Origin of the sequence: Paenibacillus sp. 11B (assembly GCF_030487755.1) — a bacterium.
In the GTDB taxonomy this organism is placed as follows: Bacteria; Bacillota; Bacilli; order Paenibacillales; family Paenibacillaceae; genus Paenibacillus; species Paenibacillus vandeheii.
On record NZ_JAUKNS010000001.1, the window covers coordinates 1,378,949 to 1,403,912 of the forward strand.

The 24,964-nt window shown below is 43.3% G+C and carries 26 protein-coding genes and 2 pseudogenes; 2 read left to right on the forward strand and 26 right to left on the reverse strand.

What is annotated here, in order from left to right; genetic code table 11:
- Nucleotides 1–28 precede the first annotated feature (28 nt).
- Together Q0V21_RS06130 and Q0V21_RS06135 are read left to right on the forward strand one after the other, a co-directional pair.
- Nucleotides 29–448, forward strand: coding sequence for an Rrf2 family transcriptional regulator (locus Q0V21_RS06130; RefSeq protein WP_079349694.1), 420 nt, complete (start codon nucleotides 29–31; stop codon nucleotides 446–448).
- Nucleotides 449–588: 140 nt separating this feature from the next.
- A complete protein-coding gene (locus Q0V21_RS06135) occupies nucleotides 589–1,446 on the forward strand; it encodes an SDR family oxidoreductase (protein WP_079349695.1) in 858 nt (285 codons plus the stop codon).
- 599 nt (nucleotides 1,447–2,045) lie between these two features.
- On the opposite strand, the gene imm48 is transcribed toward Q0V21_RS06135, so the two are convergent.
- The 26 genes and pseudogenes from imm48 to Q0V21_RS06265 form a co-directional block, all read right to left on the reverse strand.
- A complete protein-coding gene (imm48, locus tag Q0V21_RS06140) occupies nucleotides 2,046–2,489 on the reverse strand; it encodes an Imm48 family immunity protein (RefSeq protein ID WP_079349696.1) in 444 nt (147 codons plus the stop codon).
- A 141-nt stretch (nucleotides 2,490–2,630) separates the two neighbouring features.
- Nucleotides 2,631–3,533, reverse strand: a complete 903-nt coding sequence (locus Q0V21_RS06145; protein ID WP_301878058.1) for a nucleotidyl transferase AbiEii/AbiGii toxin family protein — start codon at nucleotides 3,531–3,533, stop codon at nucleotides 2,631–2,633.
- A 37-nt stretch (nucleotides 3,534–3,570) separates the two neighbouring features.
- A complete protein-coding gene (locus Q0V21_RS06150; RefSeq protein ID WP_079349697.1) occupies nucleotides 3,571–4,152 on the reverse strand; it encodes a hypothetical protein in 582 nt (193 codons plus the stop codon).
- A gap of 94 nt (nucleotides 4,153–4,246) precedes the next feature.
- On the reverse strand, nucleotides 4,247–4,528 hold the full coding sequence (locus Q0V21_RS06155; protein WP_079349698.1) for an SMI1/KNR4 family protein: 282 nt from the start codon (nucleotides 4,526–4,528) through the stop codon (nucleotides 4,247–4,249).
- Nucleotides 4,529–4,888: 360 nt separating this feature from the next.
- The gene (locus Q0V21_RS06160; protein ID WP_218671923.1) at nucleotides 4,889–5,200 is read right to left on the reverse strand and encodes a pentapeptide repeat-containing protein; all 312 of its coding nucleotides are present in this window, start codon (nucleotides 5,198–5,200) and stop codon (nucleotides 4,889–4,891) included.
- A 15-nt stretch (nucleotides 5,201–5,215) separates the two neighbouring features.
- Nucleotides 5,216–5,272, reverse strand: a pseudogene (locus tag Q0V21_RS32970) (hypothetical protein); the annotation flags it as partial.
- Between the two features lie 229 nt (nucleotides 5,273–5,501).
- On the reverse strand, nucleotides 5,502–6,926 hold the full coding sequence (locus tag Q0V21_RS06165) for a hypothetical protein (RefSeq protein ID WP_301878059.1): 1,425 nt from the start codon (nucleotides 6,924–6,926) through the stop codon (nucleotides 5,502–5,504).
- A 391-nt stretch (nucleotides 6,927–7,317) separates the two neighbouring features.
- On the reverse strand, nucleotides 7,318–7,791 hold the full coding sequence (locus Q0V21_RS06170) for an SMI1/KNR4 family protein (RefSeq protein WP_094939947.1): 474 nt from the start codon (nucleotides 7,789–7,791) through the stop codon (nucleotides 7,318–7,320).
- Between the two features lie 14 nt (nucleotides 7,792–7,805).
- Nucleotides 7,806–7,949: an HNH endonuclease signature motif containing protein gene (locus tag Q0V21_RS06175; protein ID WP_301878433.1), complete on the reverse strand. Its 144-nt coding sequence runs from the start codon at nucleotides 7,947–7,949 to the stop codon at nucleotides 7,806–7,808.
- Between the two features lie 207 nt (nucleotides 7,950–8,156).
- Entirely contained in the window at nucleotides 8,157–9,263 is a 1,107-nt protein-coding gene (locus tag Q0V21_RS06180; RefSeq protein WP_301878060.1) for a hypothetical protein, read from the reverse strand.
- Between the two features lie 723 nt (nucleotides 9,264–9,986).
- On the reverse strand, nucleotides 9,987–10,406 hold the full coding sequence (locus Q0V21_RS06190) for an SMI1/KNR4 family protein (RefSeq protein WP_079350111.1): 420 nt from the start codon (nucleotides 10,404–10,406) through the stop codon (nucleotides 9,987–9,989).
- An 11-nt stretch (nucleotides 10,407–10,417) separates the two neighbouring features.
- On the reverse strand, nucleotides 10,418–10,570 hold the full coding sequence (locus Q0V21_RS06195) for an HNH endonuclease (RefSeq protein ID WP_079350108.1): 153 nt from the start codon (nucleotides 10,568–10,570) through the stop codon (nucleotides 10,418–10,420).
- A 135-nt stretch (nucleotides 10,571–10,705) separates the two neighbouring features.
- Complete coding sequence (locus Q0V21_RS06200) at nucleotides 10,706–11,215, reverse strand: SMI1/KNR4 family protein (protein WP_301878436.1); 510 nt, start codon at nucleotides 11,213–11,215, stop codon at nucleotides 10,706–10,708.
- A 246-nt stretch (nucleotides 11,216–11,461) separates the two neighbouring features.
- Nucleotides 11,462–11,650 (reverse strand): annotated as a pseudogene (locus Q0V21_RS32840) (hypothetical protein); the annotation flags it as partial.
- Nucleotides 11,651–11,742: 92 nt separating this feature from the next.
- Entirely contained in the window at nucleotides 11,743–12,183 is a 441-nt protein-coding gene (locus Q0V21_RS06210) for an SMI1/KNR4 family protein (RefSeq protein ID WP_079350107.1), read from the reverse strand.
- Nucleotides 12,184–12,185: 2 nt separating this feature from the next.
- Nucleotides 12,186–14,084, reverse strand: a complete 1,899-nt coding sequence (locus tag Q0V21_RS06215; protein WP_301878061.1) for an HNH endonuclease — start codon at nucleotides 14,082–14,084, stop codon at nucleotides 12,186–12,188.
- A 54-nt stretch (nucleotides 14,085–14,138) separates the two neighbouring features.
- Nucleotides 14,139–14,657 (reverse strand): hypothetical protein, encoded by a 519-nt coding sequence (locus Q0V21_RS06220; protein WP_079350494.1) that lies wholly within the window; start codon nucleotides 14,655–14,657, stop codon nucleotides 14,139–14,141.
- Between the two features lie 259 nt (nucleotides 14,658–14,916).
- Nucleotides 14,917–15,537 carry a hypothetical protein gene (locus tag Q0V21_RS06225; protein ID WP_079350493.1) on the reverse strand — a complete coding sequence of 207 codons (621 nt, stop codon included), beginning with the start codon at nucleotides 15,535–15,537 and terminating at the stop codon, nucleotides 14,917–14,919.
- Between the two features lie 614 nt (nucleotides 15,538–16,151).
- Complete coding sequence (locus tag Q0V21_RS06230) at nucleotides 16,152–16,628, reverse strand: DUF6985 domain-containing protein (RefSeq protein ID WP_079350492.1); 477 nt, start codon at nucleotides 16,626–16,628, stop codon at nucleotides 16,152–16,154.
- Nucleotides 16,629–16,648: 20 nt separating this feature from the next.
- The gene (locus Q0V21_RS06235; protein WP_301878062.1) at nucleotides 16,649–19,972 is read right to left on the reverse strand and encodes an HNH endonuclease; all 3,324 of its coding nucleotides are present in this window, start codon (nucleotides 19,970–19,972) and stop codon (nucleotides 16,649–16,651) included.
- A gap of 2 nt (nucleotides 19,973–19,974) precedes the next feature.
- A complete protein-coding gene (locus Q0V21_RS06240; protein WP_079349700.1) occupies nucleotides 19,975–20,409 on the reverse strand; it encodes a DUF4280 domain-containing protein in 435 nt (144 codons plus the stop codon).
- A 14-nt stretch (nucleotides 20,410–20,423) separates the two neighbouring features.
- The gene (locus Q0V21_RS06245) at nucleotides 20,424–20,939 is read right to left on the reverse strand and encodes a hypothetical protein (protein WP_301878063.1); all 516 of its coding nucleotides are present in this window, start codon (nucleotides 20,937–20,939) and stop codon (nucleotides 20,424–20,426) included.
- A complete protein-coding gene (locus Q0V21_RS06250) occupies nucleotides 20,939–22,045 on the reverse strand; it encodes a pentapeptide repeat-containing protein (protein ID WP_079349702.1) in 1,107 nt (368 codons plus the stop codon). The genes Q0V21_RS06245 and Q0V21_RS06250 overlap by 1 nt, the downstream gene beginning before the upstream one ends.
- A 37-nt stretch (nucleotides 22,046–22,082) precedes the next feature.
- On the reverse strand, nucleotides 22,083–23,498 hold the full coding sequence (locus Q0V21_RS06255) for a phage baseplate assembly protein V (RefSeq protein WP_076288032.1): 1,416 nt from the start codon (nucleotides 23,496–23,498) through the stop codon (nucleotides 22,083–22,085).
- Nucleotides 23,499–23,519: 21 nt separating this feature from the next.
- Entirely contained in the window at nucleotides 23,520–24,152 is a 633-nt protein-coding gene (locus Q0V21_RS06260) for a hypothetical protein (RefSeq protein ID WP_301878064.1), read from the reverse strand.
- A gap of 32 nt (nucleotides 24,153–24,184) precedes the next feature.
- The gene (locus tag Q0V21_RS06265; protein WP_301878065.1) at nucleotides 24,185–24,958 is read right to left on the reverse strand and encodes a DNA and RNA helicase; all 774 of its coding nucleotides are present in this window, start codon (nucleotides 24,956–24,958) and stop codon (nucleotides 24,185–24,187) included.
- Between the last annotated feature and the right edge of the window lie 6 nt (nucleotides 24,959–24,964).

Sequence of the window (24,964 nt, forward strand, 5' to 3'; positions counted from 1 at the left end):
ATTATAGTTACAACGGTGGTGATCACAAATGAAACAAATCAGCAGTCGCTTTTCCATTGCGGTTCATACGCTGTCACTCATCGCTGTTGTACCCAACGAATGCACGGGAGATTTTATCGCGCAAAGTGTGAATACCAATCCCGTCATTATCCGGCGGATTATGTCCAAACTCAAACAAGCACGCTTGATTGAGGTCAGACCCGGCGTGGGCGGTGCCTCCTTGCTAAAGGACCCGGCAGACATCACACTTCTGGATGTATACCGTGCTCTTGAGGTCGTGGAGGACGGTGCGTTGTTTAACTTTCACAAACATCCGAATCCGAATTGTCCTGTTGGCAGCATGATCGAACAAACCTTGCGTGCTGAGCTGATTGAGGCTCAGACAGCGATGGAGCAGCGCTTGAATCGTGTAACGATACAGCAGATGATGGATCAGGTTAAAGTCTGAATGAAAAAGCTCATTGCGAGCTTTTTTTAAACCTTTCGTTGTAATCACACCTGTTATAACACATACGATTACATCATATGTTTCCAATTGGTGTATCACCGAATATCAAAACAAAACATATCCCCTAGGAGGAAAAGACAATGAAAATTTTGGTTACTGGCGCAACAGGTCACTTGGGTTCACTGGTCGTAGAGGCTTTGTTAAAAACGGTATCTGCTGGGGATCTAGCTGTAAGTGTACGCAACCCGGAGAAAGCTGACGCCCTTCGTGCTCAAGGCGTTGACGTTCGTCACGGTGATTTCGATCAACCCGAAACGCTGGAAAAAGCATTTGCAGGGGTAGATCGGCTGCTGCTGATCTCCACCGATGGTGACAACGAGACGCGTATTCGCCAACATCAGGCTGCCGTGAATGCTGCCAAGAAAGCAGGCGTTGGATTTATCGCTTATACCAGCGTTGTGAATGCAGAGAAAAACACCCTTTCCTTGGCTGAAGTACATCGTGCCACTGAACAGGCTATCCGTGAATCGGGCATCCCTTATTCCTTCCTGCGTAACAATTGGTACCTGGAGAATGAAGCAGGAAGCGTTCAAGCAGTTACCCAAGGCGCACCGTGGGTGCATGCAACGAACTCCAGCCAAGTGGGCTGGGCTACTCGCAGTGATTATGCACATGCTGCTGCTGCAGTACTTACAGGTGAGGGACATGAAAATTCAGTATATGAGTTGTCCGGTAAACTGCGTACCCAAGCTGAACTCGCCGCTATTGTTGGGCAAGTACTTGGACAGGACATTAACGTGCAAAACGTGGACGATGCCGCATACGCTGACATTATGAAAGGTGCAGGTCTGCCTGACTTTGTGGTATCGATGCTTGTAGAAATGCAAAGTGCCATCCGTGAAGGCGCACTGGCTGTAGAAAGTGATACATTGGAGAAATTGCTTGGCCGTCCGGCTCAACCATTGAGCGAGGGTGTTAAAGCGATTTTGGGCAAGTAAGTTTTGAGTATAAGAGCTTTCCAGATATCTGAATTCTCTCTGCTTTATAAACAGTGAAGAAGAGAAGAAGAGAATAATGGAAAAATTAAAAAGGGACACACCAGCGAATGTTGGATGTGTCCTTTTTGATGTAGCTAAGAACTATAACACGATATAGAAGCTGAACAGATCACTTATCCTAGTGCGCGTCTTCAAACCACGGAAAGCAGAAGCCGACCTGAACGTGTCAGCGCATGGCATCATGAGTGTACAAACATGCGAGCACTAACGAATCGGAGGCGTCTTATTCAGGGATTTGAAGTGACCGCAGAAATCTAAGAAACCTGAGACACGCTATATCAGAATAACAGCGGTTTACTGCGGTTTTGACAGGTGGTTTCAGGAAATAACGTGTCTGAGGTTCCTTACTTATTAGAAAGAGCATCTGAAGGCGAAATAAGACGTCCTGAGTTCCTTAGAAATGGTCTACTATTCGCCAGCCAGGATCAGCAGGCTTGGACTTCAAGACCGTAATTATTGCTCGATGTAACGTGCCGGAATGTGATCGGCCAGCCATATATTTTCATTCCCATGATAGAAGAGAAGTCCGTCCTTGCTCTTCAGTTTCTCTCCGGTTGTACCGCCGCCAAAATCTCTTGAATGTTGCGGGCCAGCCCTTCGTCGTCCTCCTGGTTAAATTGACGGTGTCCATTAATCCCACGATGAATAATCGTGTTCATTACCGGATGAGCCTCACGGTCTGAAGCCACCCGGATCAGATCATCGGCAAAATCCACAGCCTGCTGTTCACTGTAGTTAAACGGCTTGATTAGCATCCGGATGCTCAGTGCATGAGCCTGTGGTTCCTTAAGTTGATCCCGATGAGTAATGCCGTATACCGCCCCAAAACCAAATGCAGCCATGACCTGCCGCTCCAGTTCAGTCGTTTGTTCCAAGGGCGTACCCAACAGATCACATATCTTATCCACCATCTGCTCCAGCTCTGAAGCAGCCGCAGCCAGAATCATGTCGTTAATATCTTCAGCGTTAATAAAATCAGTCATATTGTAATTCTCCATTTCTGAGCTATATTGAATCCATTCTCTCAGACTCTATGAGAACATTGTATCGGAGATAGGGTGTTCCTTTCAAATCTATCTACGGTTAGACAAACAATGATTCAGCTTACTTGTAAATGAGAAGCTCTATTTGTGCGTAATACAACTTGGTAAATGATCATACGCGTAACTATTAATCCCAGCGTGATTCATCGTTTTGCGGAGCTCCGAAACAAACTCCATAAAGTACACTTCAGGACTACGACTTCCTGCATAATATTGCAGGTCGTAATCGTAGTTTAACCTCAAATACACATCATGAAGATTGTTAACCAGTACCTTTTTCATATCCTCTCTTGTAATTGCTGGGTCTATATAGCACTCGTTGACCAGGGTCTGTAGTGTCTCCTGCAGAGCCTGTTGGTCGTATGACGGGTTAGACAACAGATGCTGCAAATCATACAAGTCTTTGAATCGGGGCCTCACTATCGTTTGATGTAGTTTCCATGCAATTTGAATGGAGAGTGGTACGGTGTGAGGAACGACAAAAGCTTCTCCAAGCATGGGTTGGTACGATAGAGCAACAGACTTCTCGTCCAAGTCGAGGTTAAAGGATATATCAAGATGCAGCTCATCCTCATCTTCATACTCATTTTCGCTCCTTGGTTCACTATCAATATAAAAGGCAAGCTCTGTGTTCACCGTAGGGAAATCATCCGCCATCGCATAGTCTATTCTTCTCCAGAACGTGTTCTCCCGAAAGCTTCGAAATACGATACCGTCATTCAGGTCCATTTCCGTCACCCGGATCATCCAGTCTGTAAATATTTCATTGGCCTGGTCCTCAGTCTCAATTCGACCTACATACAAAAAGTCGATGTCATCAACATAACGTACATTGGGATTCTCCAAATACTGTCTTGTCAGCAAACTTCCTTTTAATACAAATGGGCTATTCACCAGAGAGGCACGCTTCAATAAGGCTTCCAACACAACAATGAATCTTTCATCCTCGTTCAAGTTATGTAATTGTACATTTTTCCCAGACACCTGTTCTCCTCCTCTATTCATCGCACCCAACATTCGGTTAGATCCATCCACGATCCAGTTCTTCCCGACTGTCATAGATGCACAGTTCATATTGCTGTTTTAACAGTTCGATTTTGTTCTGCTGTAAGATATTATGTATCTTCTCTACTCTGCTATAGAATTTTTCAGAACTATTATATTCTCTGACCGTAACAAATCTAATTTTCCCATTCGCATTCAGCGAGTTCCGTGAGATATGTCCGCCTGAGTCGGCGCACAACTGCTTCAACCTGACTACATCATCAACATACACTTTACCGTGCCATTCAAAATATGGCGTAGACTGCGCCAGCATCGGCTGATCAAAATACGTCTCTTCCTTTGCCGGAATTTCCACCTTCGTCCGAACAACTGTGAGTTCGTTATCCCGAAACTTCGCAACAACCTCTTCAATAACATTCTTCACTTCTTCATAATCCGCGCTATATACAATGCCTGTAATCATTGGCTGATTGATGTATTCACCTTGGTCCAAGACGATCAATACGGGCTTTACGTTCTCTTTATTACAGATGTTGATAAAGGTTTCCTTCTCATTCTGCTTCAGATCACTCATGGTTACATGATATTCAAATTCCATCTGGCCACTTCCTTACTGATTTTTATCATCTGTCATTAGATAGATCTATCTTCTCATCTTCTGTTAATTATTCAGACACATCGTTTTAACTGGGTCACGTGCTAACATGAACTAGAACAACCCTATTCACTGAGCATTTCAAAAATGCTGATATATTGGGAGCGACTTTTTGTGTAACTGGAGATATCACCTCTGACTCTTCATGAAACCAAATAACTACCACAGGCTCTTTCTTCTCTCTATAATCCAAACAAATAAAATCTCCTGAAAAAAGTGCCGCAATAGGAATTACATTCATCCCCACTAAATCTTCATTATCAGTTAATCTATCACCTATTTGTGTAATAATAACTTCAACATCATACCATCCATTAATAGGATCAAACTTTGGGGATCATGTAAACCCTTCGTTTTAGCCGATACTCTTAATAGTAGCGGTATCCATTCTAAAAATGACATTCACTTCCATTATATCTTCCTATCGGGGCGGATTATTCTACAGTTGTGAGTAATTAAAAAACACAAGAAAACAAAGATAACATTAAACAGGCCAATTACGGTGGTATCTGACCATAATCAACCTGTTTGATGAAACGAAATAGTAATTTTAGGTTATAAAATTAAAGCATTTGATGTGAGTACAAACATATTTAGTAAAATTTCATATAGGGCTGATAAGGGGTAAGTCTGATTGAGCATTGCTACCCATTCCACTCGGCACTGGCAACCAATCCTCTTAGCCACTTACTTCACATTTTTCTAACATCCATTTCTTTGCTTCATCTGATTTCAACAAAATTGGATTATCCAACGTACCAATATTAATACTTTTAATATGAGCTTCTTCTATACCTTTAATATTTTTCAAAGTCACTCCGCTTAATAAAGATTCTTCAAATGTCGCTACACTTATATCTATATTTTCAAGTATTGCCCAACTAAAATCCGTTAAGTAAAATGATACATTAATCAAATTACAATCTACTAAATATGCATTTCTAAATATTGCTTCCCAACAATCACCTTTACTAAATCCACTTTTTTTAATGACACATTTAGAAAAATCTGTATATCTGAGATCTGATTTATAAAAATCACATTTATCTAAATATGCATTTTTAAATGTTGACGAGGCTAATAATTATGTGTGAAAATCAATATTTTCCAGTTTTGGATCATCAAAAGTACACTCTATTAATTATGCTTGTTCAAGCAATATATCGATAAATCAAAACTTCTTAAGTCCACTTCATCTAGCTTTAACATTTCGCCTTCTTTACCAATTGTCTCAACCCACTTTTTATGCAATTCAAACTTCCTATTAAGATTTCCTTCCATTTTCCCACTCCTTAAGGATACCATATTATTTTATCTGTTACTCCTTCTTCATCAATTGCTTTCTTGAGTTGTTCAACATGCTTAGGCTCCATTTTTCTCGTGTCAATAATTACGTTGTTCCCATTATCAAATTCTTTTTGTAGCTTTTTCATACCTTGTTTGATAGTAAAGGCACCCTTTTTGGGATTTGTTATAGGAACTCCATTGTCACCACTTGGGTACGATTCAAAGCTTTTCACGTCCAACTTTAAACCTGAAGAAGTATCAATAAACTCTGCTCCATTTTCTGCTTGAGGATCACGTATTAGCTTTCCTAATTGACCTCTTTCTTCTACTGCTAATCCAACTTCCCTTTCCCTTATATTTTCAGGTTCTATTTTCCCATCACTTGCTAGATCTCGAGCTAAGTCATCCAATTCCTTCTGAGTTCTACCGCCCGTATAATTTCCATCCTTATCATAAAGATTAGGTTTGTTACCTTTACCAGTCCCCTCAGTGCCTTCCAGTTTATCCTTCGGTTTATTTGTATTCTCCTCTGGTTTTTTCGTTTCGGATGATTTAGGTGGTTTCGTATCGGCTTGCGGTTTACCTTCGTCCTTTTTCTTCGTTGGCGGCTTCCAGGTATTCACTTCATTCGGTGTTTCTTTTTTTTCTGGATTCGTCTTTGGTGTCGTGCTTGGTTTCGACGTTGTCGTTGAATTTCCTTCATTCTTTTTCGAAGAAGGTGAACTACCCGAACTTGTTTTCGACTTCGGCGGGTTCTCTACAGGTTTTGAGGTTGATCCTCCCCCACTGTTTGCTGTCTTTCCATTCCCCGAAGCCGTCTCACCTGTTTTGTTCGTCTTATTATTGCTCCAATGACTTCCTCCACCAGATACGATTCGCATCTGCTGACTTTCTTCCCAATATTTTCGGACAAATGTCTTCACTTTGGGCACTATAGGCGAAGACGGGCTCGTGCTCACTTTGGGCGGCGTTGTTCCACTTGCCTGGGGGATAGACCGGACCGAGCCTACAAGACCACCTGCCGAACCTCTCTTGTTCTTAAAATTAACTTGAGTATCCAGACCTTTTAGCGTCGCATCATATTGATCGTATTCACCCCATAGTTCAGCAAAGGCTTGTTCGCTCATGGGAGCCTTGAGCCTCCAGGACAGATACTTCATTTCATCCAGGCTTAGCCCTTGAGCCTTCCAATAGTCATAACTCCCTAGTTCCTCTACCGTGATATGAGGCCTGCCAATATCGAAGGTAATATTCGCAAAATGGGGACCTACAAAAAGAATATTGTATTCCTCCGGGTTTTTCATCACTTTGTTGAAATAATCCAGCGAACTTTTCAGGTCCTGATCTGCCTGTTGTTTCGTCCACTTCTCCCGAATATAACCTGGAATTTCATAATATGTGGCACTAATTTCCTGATGCTGCTGATGCAACTTCTTGATCAGATCAAGAGGCGAAGTCGCTGTAGTTAACTCTTTAGCGGCCGTCAGCATTTTACCAAACAGTTTTTCACTTTGCTTCGTTCTCCTGCTGTTGTAGCTCAGCGAAACCTTTAGTAAGTCGGTCCAGCAAATTCAATGCCGGTGGCTTGAAGGAGCCCACAACTCCCATCTGATTTTGACCTTAATTAAGCGTAGTGATCATTAATTTGGCATAGATAAAAAAGGCTCCTCCTACTCATGGTTCAAGTTGGAAAGAGCTTTTGAAAGTTTTAACAAGTGTATTGGTCAAGTTTTTAGGTGTTTGTTTTGTTGGACGTTTTGTACTATCTTGTTGTTGGAGTTGTGAATACCTGTGTAACAATAACAGGCTTAAGTATATTGTTTATTCAGTTAACATCGCCAAAAAATCTTTAAAACTATCCGCAACAACATAACTCACTGGATCAAATTCACCAGAATTTGCATGATCCCAGACACAAACGTTAGGGGAATTCCTAGATTTACGAAAATCTAAACATAGAAAGTCACCAGAAAATAGAACAGCAACTGGTAACAACGCTACTCCTATCAAGTCCTCATCATCAATCAATCTCTCGTCAAGTTGAGATTTTGTGGCATCTATATCAAATATTCCAAATTCATGTTTGGTCGGATCTTCAATAATACACAAAAATCTAGTAATTAAGTAATTATGACCACCACAACTAAAAGAACGTCTTTCTGGAATGCCTCCATTATTTATTTTAATAAATTCTTTATAGTCTGAAGGCAACTCTACCCTCCAGAAACCTTCTTCTTTTGACAATAGCTGATCAGATGGTAATGGATAAATAATAGATTCTGCTCTCGTTTCCACAATTTTTTCCTCCCTTATCTTGGTGCATCTGCCCACATTCCAGTTGATCTACCACCATTATGAGTAGTAATATTGTGAATACCAAAGGGAACTAATTGCATTTTCCCCGGTACTTCAGTGTGATGCCATGTATACGATCCGTTGTCAACCAATTTCATTATGTCTTTTGGTAGATTTTTATTCAACTAGTTAAACTGTTCTGTGTCACCTTTCTTCCACAAATCTTTTGGAAGGTAATCTGTATGCACTACTACACCAGCCCCCTCAAAATCAGCAAAGCCGTAACGCATACCTTCTACTTTCTTCACTTCAATTTTAGGTATAAGTTTCAATTCCTCAGCTTTAGTTCTAATCAGTTTTCTTTGTCAACCTGTTAAATTAGCACCTCCCTGTATACTTTTTTCCCATGACCATCCTTTAATATTTATGATATCAACATAATGCTTAGCATAGTCATCTAATACTTCATCAAATTTCTTATTACCTGATAAGAAATCATCAATGTTTTTTAAATATGGTGGTTTACTACCACTTCCACCTTTACCAGTCCCCTCAGTGCCTTCCAGTTTATCCTTCGGTTTATTTGTATTCTCCTCTGGTTTTTTCGTTTCGGATGATTTAGGTGGTTTCGTATCGGCTTGCGGTTTACCTTCGTCCTTCTTCTTCGTTGCAGACGGCTTCCAGGTATTCACTTCATTCGGTGTTTCTTTTTTTTCTGGATTCGTCTTTGGTGTCGTGCTTGGTTCCGACGTTGTCGTTGAATTTCCTTCATTCTTTTTCGAAGAAGGTGAACTACCCGAACTTGTTTTCGACTTCGGCGGGTTCTCTACAGGTTTAGAGGTTGATCCTCCCCCACTGTTTGCTGTCTTTCCATTCCCCGAAGTCGTCTCACCTGTTTTGTTCGTCTTATTATTGCTCCAATGACTTCCTCCACCAGATACGATTCGCATCTTCTGACTTTCTTCCCAATACTTTCGGACAAATGTCTTCACTTTGGGCACTATGGGCGAAGACGGGCTCGTGCTCACTTTGGGCGGCGTTGTTCCACTTGCCTGCGGGATAGACCGGACCGGGCCTACAAGACCGCCTACCGAACCTCTCTTGTTCTTAAAATTAACTTGAGTATCCTGACCTTTTAGCGTCGCATCATATTGATCGTATTCACCCCATAGTTCAGCAAAGGCTTGTTCGCTCATGGGAGCCTTGAGCCTCCAGGACAGATACTTCATTTCATCCAGGCTTAGCCCTTGAGCCTTCCAATAGTCATAACTCCCCAGTTCCTCTACCGTGATATGAGGTCTGCCAATATCGAAGGTGATATTCGCAAAATGGGGACCTACAAAAAGAATATTGTATTCCTCCGGGTTTTTCATCACTTTGTTGAAATAATCCAGCGAACTTTTCAGGTCCTGATCTGCCTGTTGTTTCGTCCACTTCTCCCGAATATGACCTGGAATTTCATAATACGTCATGCTAATTTCCTGATGCTGCTGATGCAACACCATATTATTTAAATATTTTCTGTACTTTAGGATCTGGCAGAGGTTTAAGCGTGCACTGGGATTCACCTCGTCCCACTTTAAATCCAACCTTGGGATTTTCAGGTGCTGGCGTCTGATTAAGTCCTGCTTCAGTTGAACGACCCGAATTATGGTTCGACTTTGGGCAGGTAGCTAGCCAAACCGCACTCAACTTCTATGTCAACTGCTCATCAGCAGATTTTCTCCTTGCGCTGTAACAATCGCTGAAAGGTTCTATTAAGTTGCGGACAATATGAAAAAGCCTTCGTATTAGCCGCCTTACTCTCAATAGTGCGTTAATCTATTCTAAAAGATGCGATTTATTGCTATTTCATCCTACTTATCGGGCGTATTCTACAGTTTCAAAAAAACGTAAGAGAACCACGATAACAAAAAACAGGTCAATCATAGTGGTATCTGACCATAATCAACCTGTTTGATGTAACGGTATAGCGTTATTTAATTTATAATTTAAAGTAGATCGTGTGCGTTCAACCGAAATGGATTACGTCTAATTGGAGTCAGCCGCCCAACCTCATTTCATATTTAATAGGACGTTGGGACAGAAATAAGAAAAATAGAAGGGAAAATTGCAGTGTAACATTGATGGCTGTAATGTAAGTTCTTGTTTTAGTAAATACGCTCATGAAAACACTAGGGATTTTAAATGAATTCTTAATATAAGTTATCAAAAAAATCATTAAAACTACTTTTTAAAAAGAACATATTTTCCATTTCTTCATCTGACTCCATATCATGTATCCAAAAATAATTTTCTCCAAAGTGTTTCTCACCAGTTCCAATACAAATCTCGTTTCCTCCCGGATCATTAGCAATCGATATAAATTTTCCAGGTAACTCTCCATCTAAAACCTCAAATACCTTACCCAAATTCCCCTTCATATTACCAATCCCGTAGAATTTATTTATGACACTTTCACCCTCTTCATCAGAAATCTTAAATGTCGATTCTTCAAGATATCCTCCATTATATTTAAGTAAGAAATCAACATACTGTTCAGGAAGGTTAAGAACATATTTACTTTCAAATTCACGAATATCATTTATAGTTATTCTTTCGTTTACTCTATCCATATTCGCCACAGTTATTCTCCTTTTTTATTTTTTCCATTTACTGTTGACTGACCACCGATATGTCTAAACTCTCTATGAATATCTTCATTAACAAGGATCATTGTCTTTCCATCTTCATGATGATGCCACGTATAACCGTCTGGAGGTTTATTACTAGCTGGCACAGGTGGATTAGAATCTTTATGGAAAGTAACGCTTAAACAAGCACACCTTTAGGTAACAGATGTAACAACTATAGCCATTTCATAAAACTATAAAAGGCTTACTCCTGACTCATTGTTCGAGTAGGAGTAAGCCTTTTAAATGTTGTCATATGATTGCATTATAGGAAGAATATATTCTTCTAGCATATCAAGAAAACTATTAACATTATCTGCAATTTTTTCTGTAACTGGGTCATACTCATCTGACTCCTCATTATACCATATACAAACAACTGGATCGACTTTACTTTCAGTATAGTCTAGACAAACAAAATCTCCTGCAAATAGAGCTGCAATTGGTACTAATTCAGCACCTGTCATATCTCCATCAGAGAGTATCCTTTCATCCAATTGACTGAAAACAACCTTAATATCATACATACCATTATCATGCTCGCTTGGCTTGTCCAATAAACAAAGAAAACGATCAACCACATATCTATTCGATTTAAATTCAAAAAATCTAGTTATTGGAATAGATCCATTGCTTTTCGAAATAAAATCTATAAAATCTTTGGGAAACTCGATTTCAAAATTCTCTTCTACACGCTTAATTAAATTACTACCTGGAAGCGGATAAATTATACTATTATTTTGTATTTTCAACATATTTCACCTCTCAAATTAATGTCTTGGAGCGTCTGCCCAGTGTCCCTTTGTTCTTCCTCCATTATGCTTTGTAATACTATGAATACCAAAAGTACAAGTTTCATCAATTCACTTTCTTCATTATGGTGCCAAGTTGTTCCTTCTGGTTGTACTTTATTTGGTAATCTATCATTCAGCCACTTGAATTGTACAGCATCTGTTTCCTTTTAATTCGTGCCATATTAGTTTATTTTCATCTCGCTAAATCTTTATATCTTTAGCAGTAATTTTACCAGACTCCATACCAAATTGGCGTGCTATTTCAGGAGAATTATTAAGTTGTTCAGCTAAGCTTTGATCTGATTGAGCAAAATTAGCTCTTCTCGCTGCTCCTCCGTATGTGCCTTTTCCACCTAACATATACTCAATTTGCACTTCTTCTTTAGCTACTGGTCAAAGATCAGGGATCAGACAAATGAAAAAGCCAATTTCGACTTATAATTCAAGTTGAAATTAGCTTTTCTGCATCCGTCATTTTCTAAAGATTAAACTTCATATAAACTATCTAAAAAGCTATCAAAAGAATCAGATATAAGAAACATATTGCTCATCTTTTCAGTAGGTTCTATATCATGAAGGAAAATATATATTTTCCCCGTATACTCTTCGCTAGTTCCTAGACAAATTTGATTTCCTCCAGAATCATCACCTATAGATATAAATTCGTTTGGGATTTCGCCATATAATGAGTCAAACACACTCGATAACTCATCGTAGGATTCATTGATATCTAGCCCATAAAGTGTGTTGAGAGCAGTCTCTCCTTCATCATCTGAAATTTTGAAAACATTTGGCTTTACATTACCACCGTTATACTCAAGCAAAAAATCGCGATATTGAACCGGAAGCACGACATGATATTTTGCTTCAAATTCCTCAATATTTTTTAATTTAACTTTTTCATTTGTGTTATAAATCGTTGCCATGTTTATTCTCCTTTATAATCATTTTTTCCGTTAATTGTACACTGACCACCTATATGTCTAAAGTCCCTATGGATATCCTTCTGAACAAGAACCATTGTCTTTCCATCTTCATGATGATGCCAAGTGTACCCTGTTGGAGGTTGATTTAGTTCAGGAACTGGTGGATCAGAATCCTTATTTAGTCCTGCTTCTAAGTTCGCCTTCTTGAAGTCCGCCTGAGGGTTTTTAGGAGTAGTGACTTCTATTGTTACTGGTTTAATAGTAGGATGATAATACTCTGAAAAGTCGGGGTAGCCATCTGGATAACTCACAGACTGCCCTTTCTTATTAGTATATGTCCAAGTTCCATTCTTATCTATTGAGATGTAACCACCCTTATTATACCATTTTTGTGGAATAGGTGAATTCATCGGTTTAGTTTCCATTATTTCTTTAGTAAAATCCGACAGTTCTAACTTCTTACCTTTCCCCGTTCCCTCAGTACCTTTCGAACTCTCCTTCGGTTTATTTGTATTCTCCTGCGGTTTCTCCGGTTCGGATGATTTAGGTGGTTTCGTATCGGCTTGCGGTTTACCTTCGTCCTTTTTCTTCGTTGGCGGCTTCCAGGTATTCACTTCATTCGGTGTTTCTTTTTTTTCTGGATTCGTCTTTGGTGTCGTGCTTGGTTTCGACGTTGTCGTTGAATTTCCTTCATTCTTTTTCGAAGAAGGTGAACTACCCGAACTTGTTTTCGACTTCGGCGGGTTCTCTACAGGTTTTGAGGTTGATCCTCCCCCACTGTTTGCTGTCTTTCCATTCCCCGAAGTCGTCTCACCTGTTTTGTTCGTCTTATTATTGCTCCAATGACTTCCTCCACCAGATACGATTCGCATCTGCTGACTTTCTTCCCAATATTTTCGGACAAATGTCTTCACTTTGGGCACTATAGGCGAAGACGGGCTCGTGCTCACTTTGGGCGGGGTTGTTCCACTTGCCTGGGGGATAGACCGGACCGAGCCTACAAGACCACCTGCCGAACCTCTCTTGTTCTTAAAATTAACTTGAGTATCCAGACCTTTTAGCGTCGCATCATATTGATCGTATTCACCCCATAGTTCAGCAAAGGCTTGTTCGCTCATGGGAGCCTTGAGCCTCCAGGACAGATACTTCATTTCATCCAGGCTTAGCCCTTGAGCCTTCCAATAGTCATAACTCCCTAGTTCCTCTACCGTGATATGAGGCCTGCCAATATCGAAGGTAATATTCGCAAAATGGGGACCTACAAAAAGAATATTGTATTCCTCCGGGTTTTTCATCACTTTGTTGAAATAATCCAGCGAACTTTTCAGGTCCTGATCTGCCTGCTGTTTCGTCCACTTCTCCCGAATATGACCTGGAATTTCATAATACGTCATGCTAATTTCCTGATGCTGCTGATGCAACTTCTTGATCAGATCGAGAGGCGAAGTCGCTGTAGTTAACACTTTAGCGGCCGTCAGCATTTTACCAAGCATCGCCCATTTCGCTTCGTTCTCCTGCTGTTGCATTTCAGCAAAACCATTCATGAGTCGTTCCAGCAAATTCAGCCCTGAAGGCTTGAAAGACCCTATCTTCGGTACACTCGCGATGAGACCCGTGGCCACGGCGGCGATACCAGCACCGACGGCGGTTTGAGCAGCAATACCTCCTAGCGCTCCCATGATCGGAATCATAGCAGTGATGGCCAATGCAGCTCCAACCAAGGATCCATCCTTCGGGTTCGTCGTCGAGGCCTGGGTTAATGCGGCTGCCTCTGCAGCAGCAGCCTGAGCCGCTTCGTACTCCTCAATCGGCATCAGCGGTGGCTCTGGCTCTGGTGGCAGATCCGCCACATGAACAGGCGCTTTGTTGCTGCCCTCCTGTTGCAGCAGGCCTGCTTGCACATTGGCCTACCCGTCCAGAATGAAGCTGCCACCCCCACCAAGCAGCTGCTTTTTTTAATCCTTTACCAACAACTTGCATGACCTTTCCTTAATGTCTAGCGTTCTTACCCTTAGATTACCGCCAATCATCGTTCCGTTCTCTATTAAATCGCGATGCATCTTATGATCGTAGATCATCTCTACGAATTTCTCATTGCTAATCGGATTGTAAATCAATTGAGTTACATATTCCATTTGTTCCAATGTCAGGTCCTGACGCAACCAAAAATTATAATCTTTTACCTCCTCGACGGTAATATTATGATATATACCCGCCCTGTCTAATGCCCATGAAATTTCTTGGTAGTAGGGCGAAAAGAAGGTTTGATGTTGAACATCGTCTTTCTCCACACTCTCGAAAAATTCCAGCGACTTCTGCAGGTCACGTTGGACTTTTTCACGCGCCCACTTCTCACAGAAGTAACTCGGAATTTGCTCATAAGCAAGACTAATCTCCTTGTTCTGTTGTTCCAACTTCTTAAAGAAATCGGTCACCGAAGTCGATGTAGTCAACTCTTTGGCAGCCGTCAGCATACCATTTCGCTTCGCGCTCCTACCATTGGAGCTCAGTATACCTTATCGTGAGACAGTCTAGTTCAGATACAGCCTAATAATATAATATTCAGGCTACCGTACAATTTAGGTGTATTGTGGTAATTCTCATGCCAACGCGGTGGGTGCTTACGAGACTTACCCTTCTAGAAGCCGTAACTGTCGCTCGATTACCTCCGTCCGTTCACCGCACAAATCCAGTACAATGCTATGACACTCGACCAATGACAGCATACCCAACTCATTCGGCGTTGCATTGCGTATATCTTCCTGTATTCTTCTCACATATGACGGATAGAAGTCCTTGCTCTTTATCGTTGGCAGAACAGCCGATACAACTGCTTCCCGAAAACAAGTCCTGCCTGTCTTGGTACTTCTCTCTCACCCAGTCGTCCATTTGCACAAGAACCACATCATAATTGGATTCGTTGTAGACATGTTTTAAGAAAGCATGAGCGGCTTCTGACAAGACCATACAGGGGTTCAGCATCGTACATAGACGATAGAAGTTCCTCCGACCACGCCTTTGAACCTCGATAAAGTCCTTCTTCTTCAACCTTGGTGCAGACGGTATTCTCGATAACCCAAGATGGAGAGCCATCACTTGCTGATTGATAACAAACCACTCCGCTATTTTCCGTTTTATCCCTCTGTCCAATATCCCCCACGATACAAGTTCAAGGAGTACGTTAACCGCATTGCCTTTCAAGAAAAAGCATAGGCGGATTTCTTGAGGAACTTTGGCATAAAACGCGGTATTGACTGCATAGAGTTCTGTCGGTTCTTCATCCGGTTGTTCAGCACAGGCATTTCTGAACATTCTAGACTGTAGTTCTTCCCAATTCGTTAATGGCATGTCCATGATTGCTTTCCCCCTCGAATAGTGATGGAGTGAGCGGCTAACCTTACCATATGAACTACTCTCTATGTCAACTGGTCGTCACCAGATTATCCTTACACAATAAAGATCGTAACTACTATCAAATTCGTTGCATGCTTCCTTGTAAAAATGGTTCCGATACAGCCTCGCAATATAGTGGTCGAACCATCCTGCAATTTTGGTGCAACATTCCTAGCACTACATCCATCAAGAAACGTAATTTACAGTTGTGAATGATTTGAAAAATCGGTGAGAAAGCGAACATACAAAAAACAGATCCATTATGGTGGTATCTGACCATAATCGACCTGTTCAACATGATGCTATTAAGTTAAGTAGGGTATAAAATTCAAGCGTTGATGTGCGTACAAACAAAATGAAGAAATCTCTATACAGATACTACATGGGTTAAGTATGAGATTAGTTGAATAATGGCTTCATTCGGCACTGGGTGGGGGTTACTTCTTTAACCGCCGCCATCTATATCAGAGAATGAAAAAGACCACAACACGGGCGGCTAACTCGCATTGTGGCATTGTACGATCTTGTTGCTGGGGTTATAAACCAAGTTTACACTAAGTCTTTGACAGACCCTGTTAAAGTACAATATCTTGAAGACCCACTTCTACTACTTCTTCATTTTCAACACTAATACCCAATCCATGTTCTTGTTCCCAAGTGCAATCACATAATATCCCTACTCTTCTAATACCATCTTCGAAATCATATCTTATTAGCAAACCTGTAGGCGTAACAAGTCTCCCTAACTCGTCTATTGATGAAATCTTTGGAACAATTTTTTCAACTTCTTCACTATCACTTTGCATTGCTCGATAATCTTCATAGTTCTCTAAATAATACTCTAAAATCTTATCTTCGCTTTCCTTTACTATGCTAGGCATATTCGCTTTGAATTGCGAAAAAGCATCCCGTTGGTTCGGAGTAATTTCCTCATTCTCTTCGCCATAAATATTCAAAAGTATTTTTTGGTTTTTCCCAAACATAGTTATCTCTGTCGTCCCTATCCATAAATCTTCATAAACAATTTCTCCAAACAACTCATCTTTTTTCATTTTTAGAGTATCGTCCTTTCTTATTTAACTTCACTTACACCACCAAGGTGTCCAAATTTAGAATTAACACTACTCGGAACCAATTGTATGGTTTTTCCATCATTAAGTTCATGCCAAGTATACTTGTTTTTTGTTCTCCATATTGCCACTTCAGCCTTTGTCCACTGCTTCTCTGGTGTTGACCACTGCTCTGCGAGCAACTTGTCAGCTTTTGAAAAATTAGAAGTTCTTGAACTAGACATACCCGTAATCTCAAATTCCGCCTTCGAAAACGGAGATAAATCTGGCATTGCATTCTTATATTCTACACCTTTAACTCCTGCTTCATCAAGATATGGTTTTACTTCAGGCTTATCTGAAATAAAAGTTGATTCGCCTCTTTCGCCAGTCCATTTACCATTATTTACAGGAGTTTGATTCAGCCTTTCTTGATAAGTGCTTTTCAATGGTGTTACATCATAACCTTTTGTTACTTTAGGAACATTACCCGTCCCCTCAGTGCCTTCCGGATCATCCTTCGGTTTGTTTGTTTTGGGATTCTCCTGCGGTTTCTCCGGTTCGGATGATTTAGGCGGTTTCGTATCGCCTTGCGGTTTACCTTCGTCCTTTTTCTTCGTTGGCGGCTTCCAGATATTCACTTCATTCGGTGTTTCTTTTTTTTCTGGATTCGTCTTTGGTGTCGTGCTTGGTTTCGACGTTGTCGTTGAATTTCCTTCATTCTTTTTCGAAGAAGGTGAACTACCCGAACTTGTTTTCGACTTCGGCGGGTTCTCTACAGGTTTTGAGGTTGATCCTCCCCCACTGTTTGCTGTCTTTCCATTCCCCGAAGCCGTCTCACCTGTTTTGTTCGTCTTATTATTGCTCCAATGACTTCCTCCACCAGATACGATTCGCATCTGCTGACTTTCTTCCCAATATTTTCGGACAAATGTCTTCACTTTGGGCACTATAGGCGAAGACGGGCTCGTGCTCACTTTGGGCGGCGTTGTTCCACTTGCCTGGGGGATAGACCGGACCGAGCCTACAAGACCACCTGCCGAACCTCTCTTGTTCTTAAAATTAACTTGAGTATCCAGACCTTTTAGCGTCGCATCATATTGATCGTATTCACCCCATAGTTCAGCAAAGGCTTGTTCGCTCATGGGAGCCTTGAGCCTCCAGGACAGATACTTCATTTCATCCAGGCTTAGCCCTTGAGCCTTCCAATAGTCATAACTCCCTAGTTCCTCTACCGTGATATGAGGCCTGCCAATATCGAAGGTAATATTCGCAAAATGGGGACCTACAAAAAGAATATTGTATTCCTCCGGGTTTTTCATCACTTTGTTGAAATAATCCAGCGAACTTTTCAGGTCCTGATCTGCCTGCTGTTTCGTCCACTTCTCCCGAATATGACCTGGAATTTCATAATACGTCATGCTAATTTCCTGATGCTGCTGATGCAACTTCTTGATCAGATCGAGAGGCGAAGTCGCTGTAGTTAACACTTTAGCGGCCGTCAGCATTTTACCAAGCATCGCCCATTTCGCTTCGTTCTCCTGCTGTTGCATTTCAGCAAAACCATTCATGAGTCGTTCCAGCAAATTCAGCCCTGAAGGCTTGAAAGACCCTATCTTCGGTACACTCGCGATGAGACCCGTGGCCACGGCGGCGATACCAGCACCGACGGCGGTTTGAGCAGCAATACCTCCTAGCGCTCCCATGATCGGAATCATAGCAGTGATGGCCAATGCAGCTCCAACCAAGGATCCATCCTTCGGGTTCGTCGTCGAGGCCTGGGTTAATGCGGCTGCCTCTGCAGCAGCAGCCTGAGCCGCTTCGTACTCCTCAATCGGCATCAGCGGTGGCTCTGGCTCTGGTGGCAGATCCGCCACATGAACAGGCGCTTTGTTGCTGCCCTCTTGTTGCAGCAGGCCAGCTCGCACGTTGGCCTCCCCGTCCAGAATGAAGCTGCCACCTCCACCAAGCAGCCATATCGCTTCCGGTGCAGTGGCCTCGATCTTTCCGGCTGCAAGCAGGATGTTGCTACCCTGAATCGACAGATGTCCCGGACTATCCAATAGTACACCCTGCTCATTCAAGGTAATCGTTATCCCGGATCCGGCTTGCAGCGTAACCTCCTCAGGCGACATGCCGATAGAGCTTCCGGCAGGATGGCCCCAGACTTTATGATCCGTCCCCTCGTTAGCAGAACGTTTGCCCTCCGAGATGGAATGACGAATGTATGCGCCGGACTCCAGGCTACTTGGAAAATATAATTCCACTTGATCCCCGATCTCCGGCATCATGTATAATCCGCTATGTCCTTCCGCAGCATATGCTGGGGTGACCGGATAGGGAGATGCGGCCCCTTGCGCCATCGGGCCCTCGTCCATGGGTAATTTGATCTGAACATGGTCATGAATCACGCGGACCACCTCACCATATAACGACAAGCCAATCAGGTCCGATAGGTCGCATCTAGGTACGCGAATGTGATCCTCGGGTACCATACGATAGATCGTCATGAGCAGCCCGGATTCCAGGCGTGAATTGGCATACACCACGGTTAGCTCCGTGCCATCCGGCAGTTCAACTTTGTCTCCAAGTGCATAGGTGACTGCACTTTCCATCGTATACTGCAATACGCCTTGCGTGCCCTTGGGACCCTGAATGATATATCGATCATCCGTTCCGGAACCACGCCAGTCAATTCCACCCAATTCTTTACGAACCTGATAAGGCTGGTTTTCCGGCCACTTCCACATCTTTCCTGCGGGCAAACCGATAAACAGCTTGGGTGATGCCGCCGTGATTTCGGGGACCAACACCGTACCGAATCGCGAGGCAAGCCGGCGCAGGAACATCCAATCAGTCTCTTTATATTGTAAAACAAGTCCACTCAATAGGGTATTTCCAGTAACCTGATCCATGACATCCGAATAGCGGTATGAATTCATAATGAATTGAATTAGTTCCTTGAACGACCACCCTCTGTTTTGAAAGGCTCGTTCCTGAATACGGATATCCATTTGATACGAGTTGGACAAGGCTTCAAGCTCGAATCGATAGATCCCTCCCGACAATTGAACCGTGAGCGAGGTCATGACGCCATGGAACAGTCTTCTCACCGATCTGCCAGTTTCATCGACTTGCCTGAGCACGATAGATTCACCATCAGCCTGAACCTGAAGAATTTCAGGTCCATCCTCTTCCGGAAGAATGCCGCTGACATAGAGCTTCGCATGCTCGTTCACCTGGCGGGTAATTTGTACGCCCTCCAGCCACTGTGCACGATAAGGCCAATATAAGCGAAGCTGTTCATATCCGATATGCTCCGGTTTCTTCTGCGTGATTTCACTCATCGTCAAAAGTCCAACTGCTGACCGTCATCCTCGATGACGATATCTCCGCCGTACAGACACTTGTGAGTACAGTGACTGAGCAGCGCAGCCTTCCCTTCCACTTTGGTATCTCCCTTTCCGTGAAGCCAGGGCATGGTCAGCACGGGAACGCAAGGCGCTTTCTTAACCCCATAGATGTCAACCATCGTACTTGCCGCTACTGCTGGATTTAGTGGATTGGAACAGTTACCGAACGACCCAATATGGATGCCCGGAACATAATCCTCAACGGTCATCTTCGCTTTCCCCTTGATATATACGCCATGACTGAACGGGATTTTCAATCGTGTACGCTGTGTCCCGCAATTACATTTAAGAATTGCTCCTGCAACGACATAGCCTTTGGAGGCTTCTCTAGCCGTATGAATCTGGGCAGCTTGTTCTTGACTTTGTGCCATCGTAACTCTCCTTTCTAATTTGTTTGCTCCAACTCCAACGGAATGAATTGCACTCCCGTGACATCTCGCCGCAGAATGCTCTCAGCCAATGCTAGATTGACAATGATTACGGTTTCGCGCATCTCCATCAATTGGAACAGAGGTACCTCAGGGAATTCTTGCTTTAGCACGATCCGCTCCAGACTTCCATCCATTCGCCTACAAGTATGGGGAGATAATACGCTTGCCAGCGCAGGAGGGTGAATGGCCCAATATGTCTCCTGGGTCATTCGCTCCTTGTCCGTTAATACGGTGGCCCTTCGCTTGAGATGGGGACAATACAATATAAGTGTTTCAAGCAATTGATCTGAAACCAATGGGACAGGCTGTTCCAAATAATCCGTATAATCCACATGGAATCCGCTTCGTACATAAAGGTTAATGGCTGTATGCTCACTGCCCGAATCATGAAAAGCCTGATTCCAGACCCTGCGTTGCAGTTCTCCGACAGGCTCTGTCTCTACGCGGTGTATCCATCTGGGATCGGCCATTAGACGAAAGTATCGGATAACCCTCGCCCCCTCTCGGCATCGTCAAAAATCGCATCCTCCACATCAGCACCATCCCATAACGTATCTGTCAGATTGGCTCCACGGAATATGGCTCCACGAAGGCGTGCTCCTCGGAAGTCAGCACCTGAAAGGTTTGAATTCTCGAAGTTAAGCGCATCGTATTCTGGACCCTGAACGAGTCCTTCCGGATGTCCTGCCTCCCCTATGATCTCCCTGAAAACAGCATTTTCCAGAGAACACCCGCTGAAATCTGCCCCATATAGAATGCTTCCGGTGAAATCGGTGTTCTCCAGACTACAATTGCGCCAACGTGTCTCTATCAAGACACAGCGTTGAAAATCGGTAGAATGCATATCGATACGATCGAAACGGCTGTAACGAAAATCCAGATCGCTGCATTCCATTTTGCTCATATCCAGTCCCTGAAAGTGCGCGTACATGACCTCCAGACCATCACTTTCTTCCAACGCTTCACCAATCTCCTCAATGCTCCTATTCCTTCGATCAAGACGAAACACGCACTCGCTGGCATCCAAGTATTCTCCCACACGTACTTCAAATATCTGTTCCAGTTCCATAAGAGAGTTCCACTCAAAGTCCTCCAGCGCGCGAGAGCTATGGCGTATAAAATGCACAATATAACGATTCACCAATGCCGCTTCCTGTAGCATGATTCGGTCCAGTTCTACCGCTGTAACGGTTCCTTGATAGCGAGGAAGTTCTTCTCTTAGTCCATTGAGCATCCGTTCAAGACACTCATAGGCCCAATCGAACGAATAGAACGAACGGATGGGTGCGCGATCCAGCAACCATGAAGCATCGCATGCTTCGACCAGAACATTCATATCTCCTCCAAGTAGTTCAGTTCGCAGCATAGAATATTGAATATAAGCGATCCGTCCTTTCGCTCCACGCTTTTGCACATCGCTGACTTCCTGAATCATAAACCTGAAATGACTCAAGAACTCGGCTGTCAATTCCGCATGCCTTGTATGCAGCGTATGCTGCAAATCATCCATAAGCTTGTCCCGCGCAGGTTTCACCTGATGGGTATAAAAATGTAATACAGATTCCTTGCGAACCATTGGAACTTCCCCCTCCTGCCCTTTCTGTCATACCATGCTAGTTGGCTTTCACTTCCGATCCACTCATTTTTGCCTGTCCATCCAATTTGAACGTTCCTCCTCCACCTTCGAGCAACAATTGCGAATCAGCAGACAATGTTATTTTCTTCCCAGCTTTGAGCGAGATATTGCCCCCAGCAGACATACGAACCTGCTGGCTTCCGATGATCTGGATGCCCTCGTCCCCGCTGAGCCGAATGAACACCTCGCCCTCTTTACTGCTAATGGAAATGGAATCTGGTGTCAGTCTGATTTCCTTTCCATAGGGCGTTCGGAAAATTTTATGGTCCGGTTTGTTCAATTGGTTCGTTCCGGTTATCTGGTTATCCAGACGAGGTGCTCCTGTCGCGTAGGCCTCTTCTTCATTTTGCGTTGGAAAATAGACAGCCACCGGATCCCCCACTTCAGGCATGACATACCAACCTGTCTGCCCCTCTGCAATGTAAGGCGACTGATACAGCAGCCACAACGCTTCCTCTTCCTCCTGTTGTTCATCACAGTCCAGCTGCACTCTGACATGACCGCCATGTACTGAAAGGATGCGACCAAGCAATGAGCTTCCAGCAATTAATGGATTGTAATATGTCTTTTGCCGCAGTCCTCTATGAAGGCTAAGTACATATTGGTGTTTCACGATCCCTCCCACAAGCTCGGTATATGCCTCAGTCACATATAGGCTCCTGCCCCGGAAAGTAATATGGTGTCCAAGCTCCATGACCTGGTCTGTCTCGATTTCGTATATAATGAAGTCCGATTCATTGACCTTTAACGTATCGTTTTCTGTAAAGTACATGAATGGCGTCATATTTTTGCGGATTGTATAGCGTGTATTGTCTAGGTCAATTGAATTTCCGTGCTCAAAGACGCCAAAATAAAATTTTGGGCTATCAAACTGGGCGGCAGGCATCAAGCTAGTGTGAAAGCGAGAAGCAAGTCTCCTGAGAAATGCCCAATCCGTTTCTTGATATTGCACAGCAACCTTGGCGATCTTGGCCCCGCCTGTTCCCTCATCAATTACATCAAGTCCCGGATAATGCTGATCCAGTTCCTTTAGCAAATCGGGCAACGTCATTTTGACATTTTGAAACGTTCGCGTCCTTTTTGTAATGTCCATCCGGTATGTATGCGAGATAGCCTCCACTTGGAGCGTATATACGCCTCTCACAACCTGCACTTCAACAGATAACGGAATGCCTTTGAACAACGGACTTTTGTTTCCATCCTCATCTTTTTGCCATACTTCAATGGAAGTATCACGGTCCGTTACATCGACATAGCGATCTTTCCATTCCTCGGACACCATACCCTTAAACACGAGCCGAGTGTGCTCATTCATCTTTTTGCGGATCGTCAGTTCTTGCAAATGCAGCAGTTCATATGGTTCAATAAGCAGATTCTCATAAGTCAGACTCATGTTCCCCATCTCCTTTCAGTCTCAAAGGATCGCAAGTGAGTTCAGAATCATCTCGCCAGGCTCCTGCCAATCCCTTTTTTCTTCATCTGTGCAATTAAATCCGTATACAAGAACGGACTGGTCCAAAATCGTAAAACCGATATGGTTGTAAATCTGATTATTCAACCCCTGTACGGAAAACTGGCAATAGCCCATGACATGTCCCATTTCTGTAGTACGAACGCCGTGTTTGTCCCATTGTCTGATAGGCTGCGTTCCGCGAACGACATTCGCCATCGTTTCGGTAAAGGAAGTCAGTTCCGCTTCCGAAATTCGATGCTCCAGCCTGTTGAACGTAAAATTGACCGTGCCTGAGTCGTTCGTGTAGATCCATTCCGGCCGATGAGACGAAGGATACTTTATGCTCGCTTCCTTCTCTAAAATTAAACGCAACGAACGGGGAAGGGATATGCTCACCCTACTGTCATACAACTCAGTGCGTTTTAGAAACACATTCTCCTTGCTAATACGAAGCATCGTTGGCAGATCTGCTGAAGCAACAGCTTGAGATTTATATGCAGATGAAACCAATTCTTCTTCTGCACCATTCTGATCATCTTCATTTCCACGTTGGCTATATAATATTGGAATCACTTTGCAATCAAGATATTCCATATGAGGAACACACTTCCTTTCCTTTTAATGAATCAATCCACAATCATACGATGCGGTCCGCCCACCGGCATACCCGAACGTCCCGTTCCCCGACCTGCATTCGCCAGTATACGATCCAGATATCGATGAATTTGCGCATTATCGTATTCTCTGTACTCCAGCCCCAATCGACTGGCAATGTGATGCAAAATGACGCTGCGCGCAACCGTTCCTTCATTAAGACACATCATGGCGAAGACCAGATCCTGGGGATCAGAGGTGCCCGTTCGAAGCAATCTCTCGGCATAATCCTTCATGACAACAGGGGATAAGGTGCTTGCCCCCTCGGCTGCATAAGGGACATGAATGACATGCAGCGTGTTGAACTCCGTTGCCAAATCGGCAAAGGTCTGGTAGTCCCGTCGCAGCCGGGCCCCTTCTTTCAGCTTGAATCGAGCCAGCTCCAACTCTCCAGATGTGCATGTTGTCTCTTCATCCAAGAGCAGTTCCGAATGGCTTATCGTCATGTCACTCACGGTCTCCTCCGCAGTAAACCGAAGCTTCAGCACATTGACCCGGCCCGTAGCTTGGTATACCAGTTCCATAGGCTCTGTCAGCATGTAAAGCCTTCCTTTATGCAGCACCATCCCAGGGGAGACGATCAACTTGTCCGGGAACACTTCCACCTCTGCACCTGCAAGGATGCCATCTGCATAACCGCGATAGTACAGTTCGATGTAGTCTCTGGGGAAATCACGTAGCCCCTCCAACATGGATGTTTTCAGAATTCTTCCCTTGTTAAAATGCGGATACGAATATGTGAACATGAGCGG

Excerpts from the sequence above, each read along its gene's own strand:
- Q0V21_RS06210 (WP_079350107.1), bottom strand. The coding sequence starts at position 12,183 with ATGGCAACGATTTATAACACAAATGAAAAAGTTAAATTAAAAAATATT.
- Q0V21_RS06180 (WP_301878060.1), bottom strand. The coding sequence starts at position 9,263 with ATGACGTATTATGAAATTCCAGGTCATATTCGGGAGAAGTGGACGAAA.
- Q0V21_RS06190 (WP_079350111.1), bottom strand. The coding sequence starts at position 10,406 with ATGGATAGAGTAAACGAAAGAATAACTATAAATGATATTCGTGAATTT.
- imm48 (WP_079349696.1), bottom strand. The coding sequence starts at position 2,489 with ATGACTGATTTTATTAACGCTGAAGATATTAACGACATGATTCTGGCT.
- Q0V21_RS06175 (WP_301878433.1), bottom strand. The coding sequence starts at position 7,949 with ATGAAATTGGTTGACAACGGATCGTATACATGGCATCACACTGAAGTA.
- Q0V21_RS06230 (WP_079350492.1), bottom strand. The coding sequence starts at position 16,628 with ATGAAAAAAGATGAGTTGTTTGGAGAAATTGTTTATGAAGATTTATGG.
- Q0V21_RS06245 (WP_301878063.1), bottom strand. The coding sequence starts at position 20,939 with ATGGCCGATCCCAGATGGATACACCGCGTAGAGACAGAGCCTGTCGGA.
- Q0V21_RS06235 (WP_301878062.1), bottom strand. The coding sequence starts at position 19,972 with ATGAGTGAAATCACGCAGAAGAAACCGGAGCATATCGGATATGAACAG.
- Q0V21_RS06150 (WP_079349697.1), bottom strand. The coding sequence starts at position 4,152 with ATGGAATTTGAATATCATGTAACCATGAGTGATCTGAAGCAGAATGAG.
- Q0V21_RS06255 (WP_076288032.1), bottom strand. The coding sequence starts at position 23,498 with ATGAGTCTGACTTATGAGAATCTGCTTATTGAACCATATGAACTGCTG.
- Q0V21_RS06135 (WP_079349695.1), top strand. The coding sequence starts at position 589 with ATGAAAATTTTGGTTACTGGCGCAACAGGTCACTTGGGTTCACTGGTC.
- Q0V21_RS06130 (WP_079349694.1), top strand. The coding sequence starts at position 29 with ATGAAACAAATCAGCAGTCGCTTTTCCATTGCGGTTCATACGCTGTCA.
- Q0V21_RS06225 (WP_079350493.1), bottom strand. The coding sequence starts at position 15,537 with ATGGACATGCCATTAACGAATTGGGAAGAACTACAGTCTAGAATGTTC.
- Q0V21_RS06220 (WP_079350494.1), bottom strand. The coding sequence starts at position 14,657 with ATGCTGACGGCTGCCAAAGAGTTGACTACATCGACTTCGGTGACCGAT.
- Q0V21_RS06260 (WP_301878064.1), bottom strand. The coding sequence starts at position 24,152 with ATGGAATATCTTGATTGCAAAGTGATTCCAATATTATATAGCCAACGT.
- Q0V21_RS06240 (WP_079349700.1), bottom strand. The coding sequence starts at position 20,409 with ATGGCACAAAGTCAAGAACAAGCTGCCCAGATTCATACGGCTAGAGAA.
- Q0V21_RS06250 (WP_079349702.1), bottom strand. The coding sequence starts at position 22,045 with ATGGTTCGCAAGGAATCTGTATTACATTTTTATACCCATCAGGTGAAA.
- Q0V21_RS06265 (WP_301878065.1), bottom strand. The coding sequence starts at position 24,958 with ATGTTCACATATTCGTATCCGCATTTTAACAAGGGAAGAATTCTGAAA.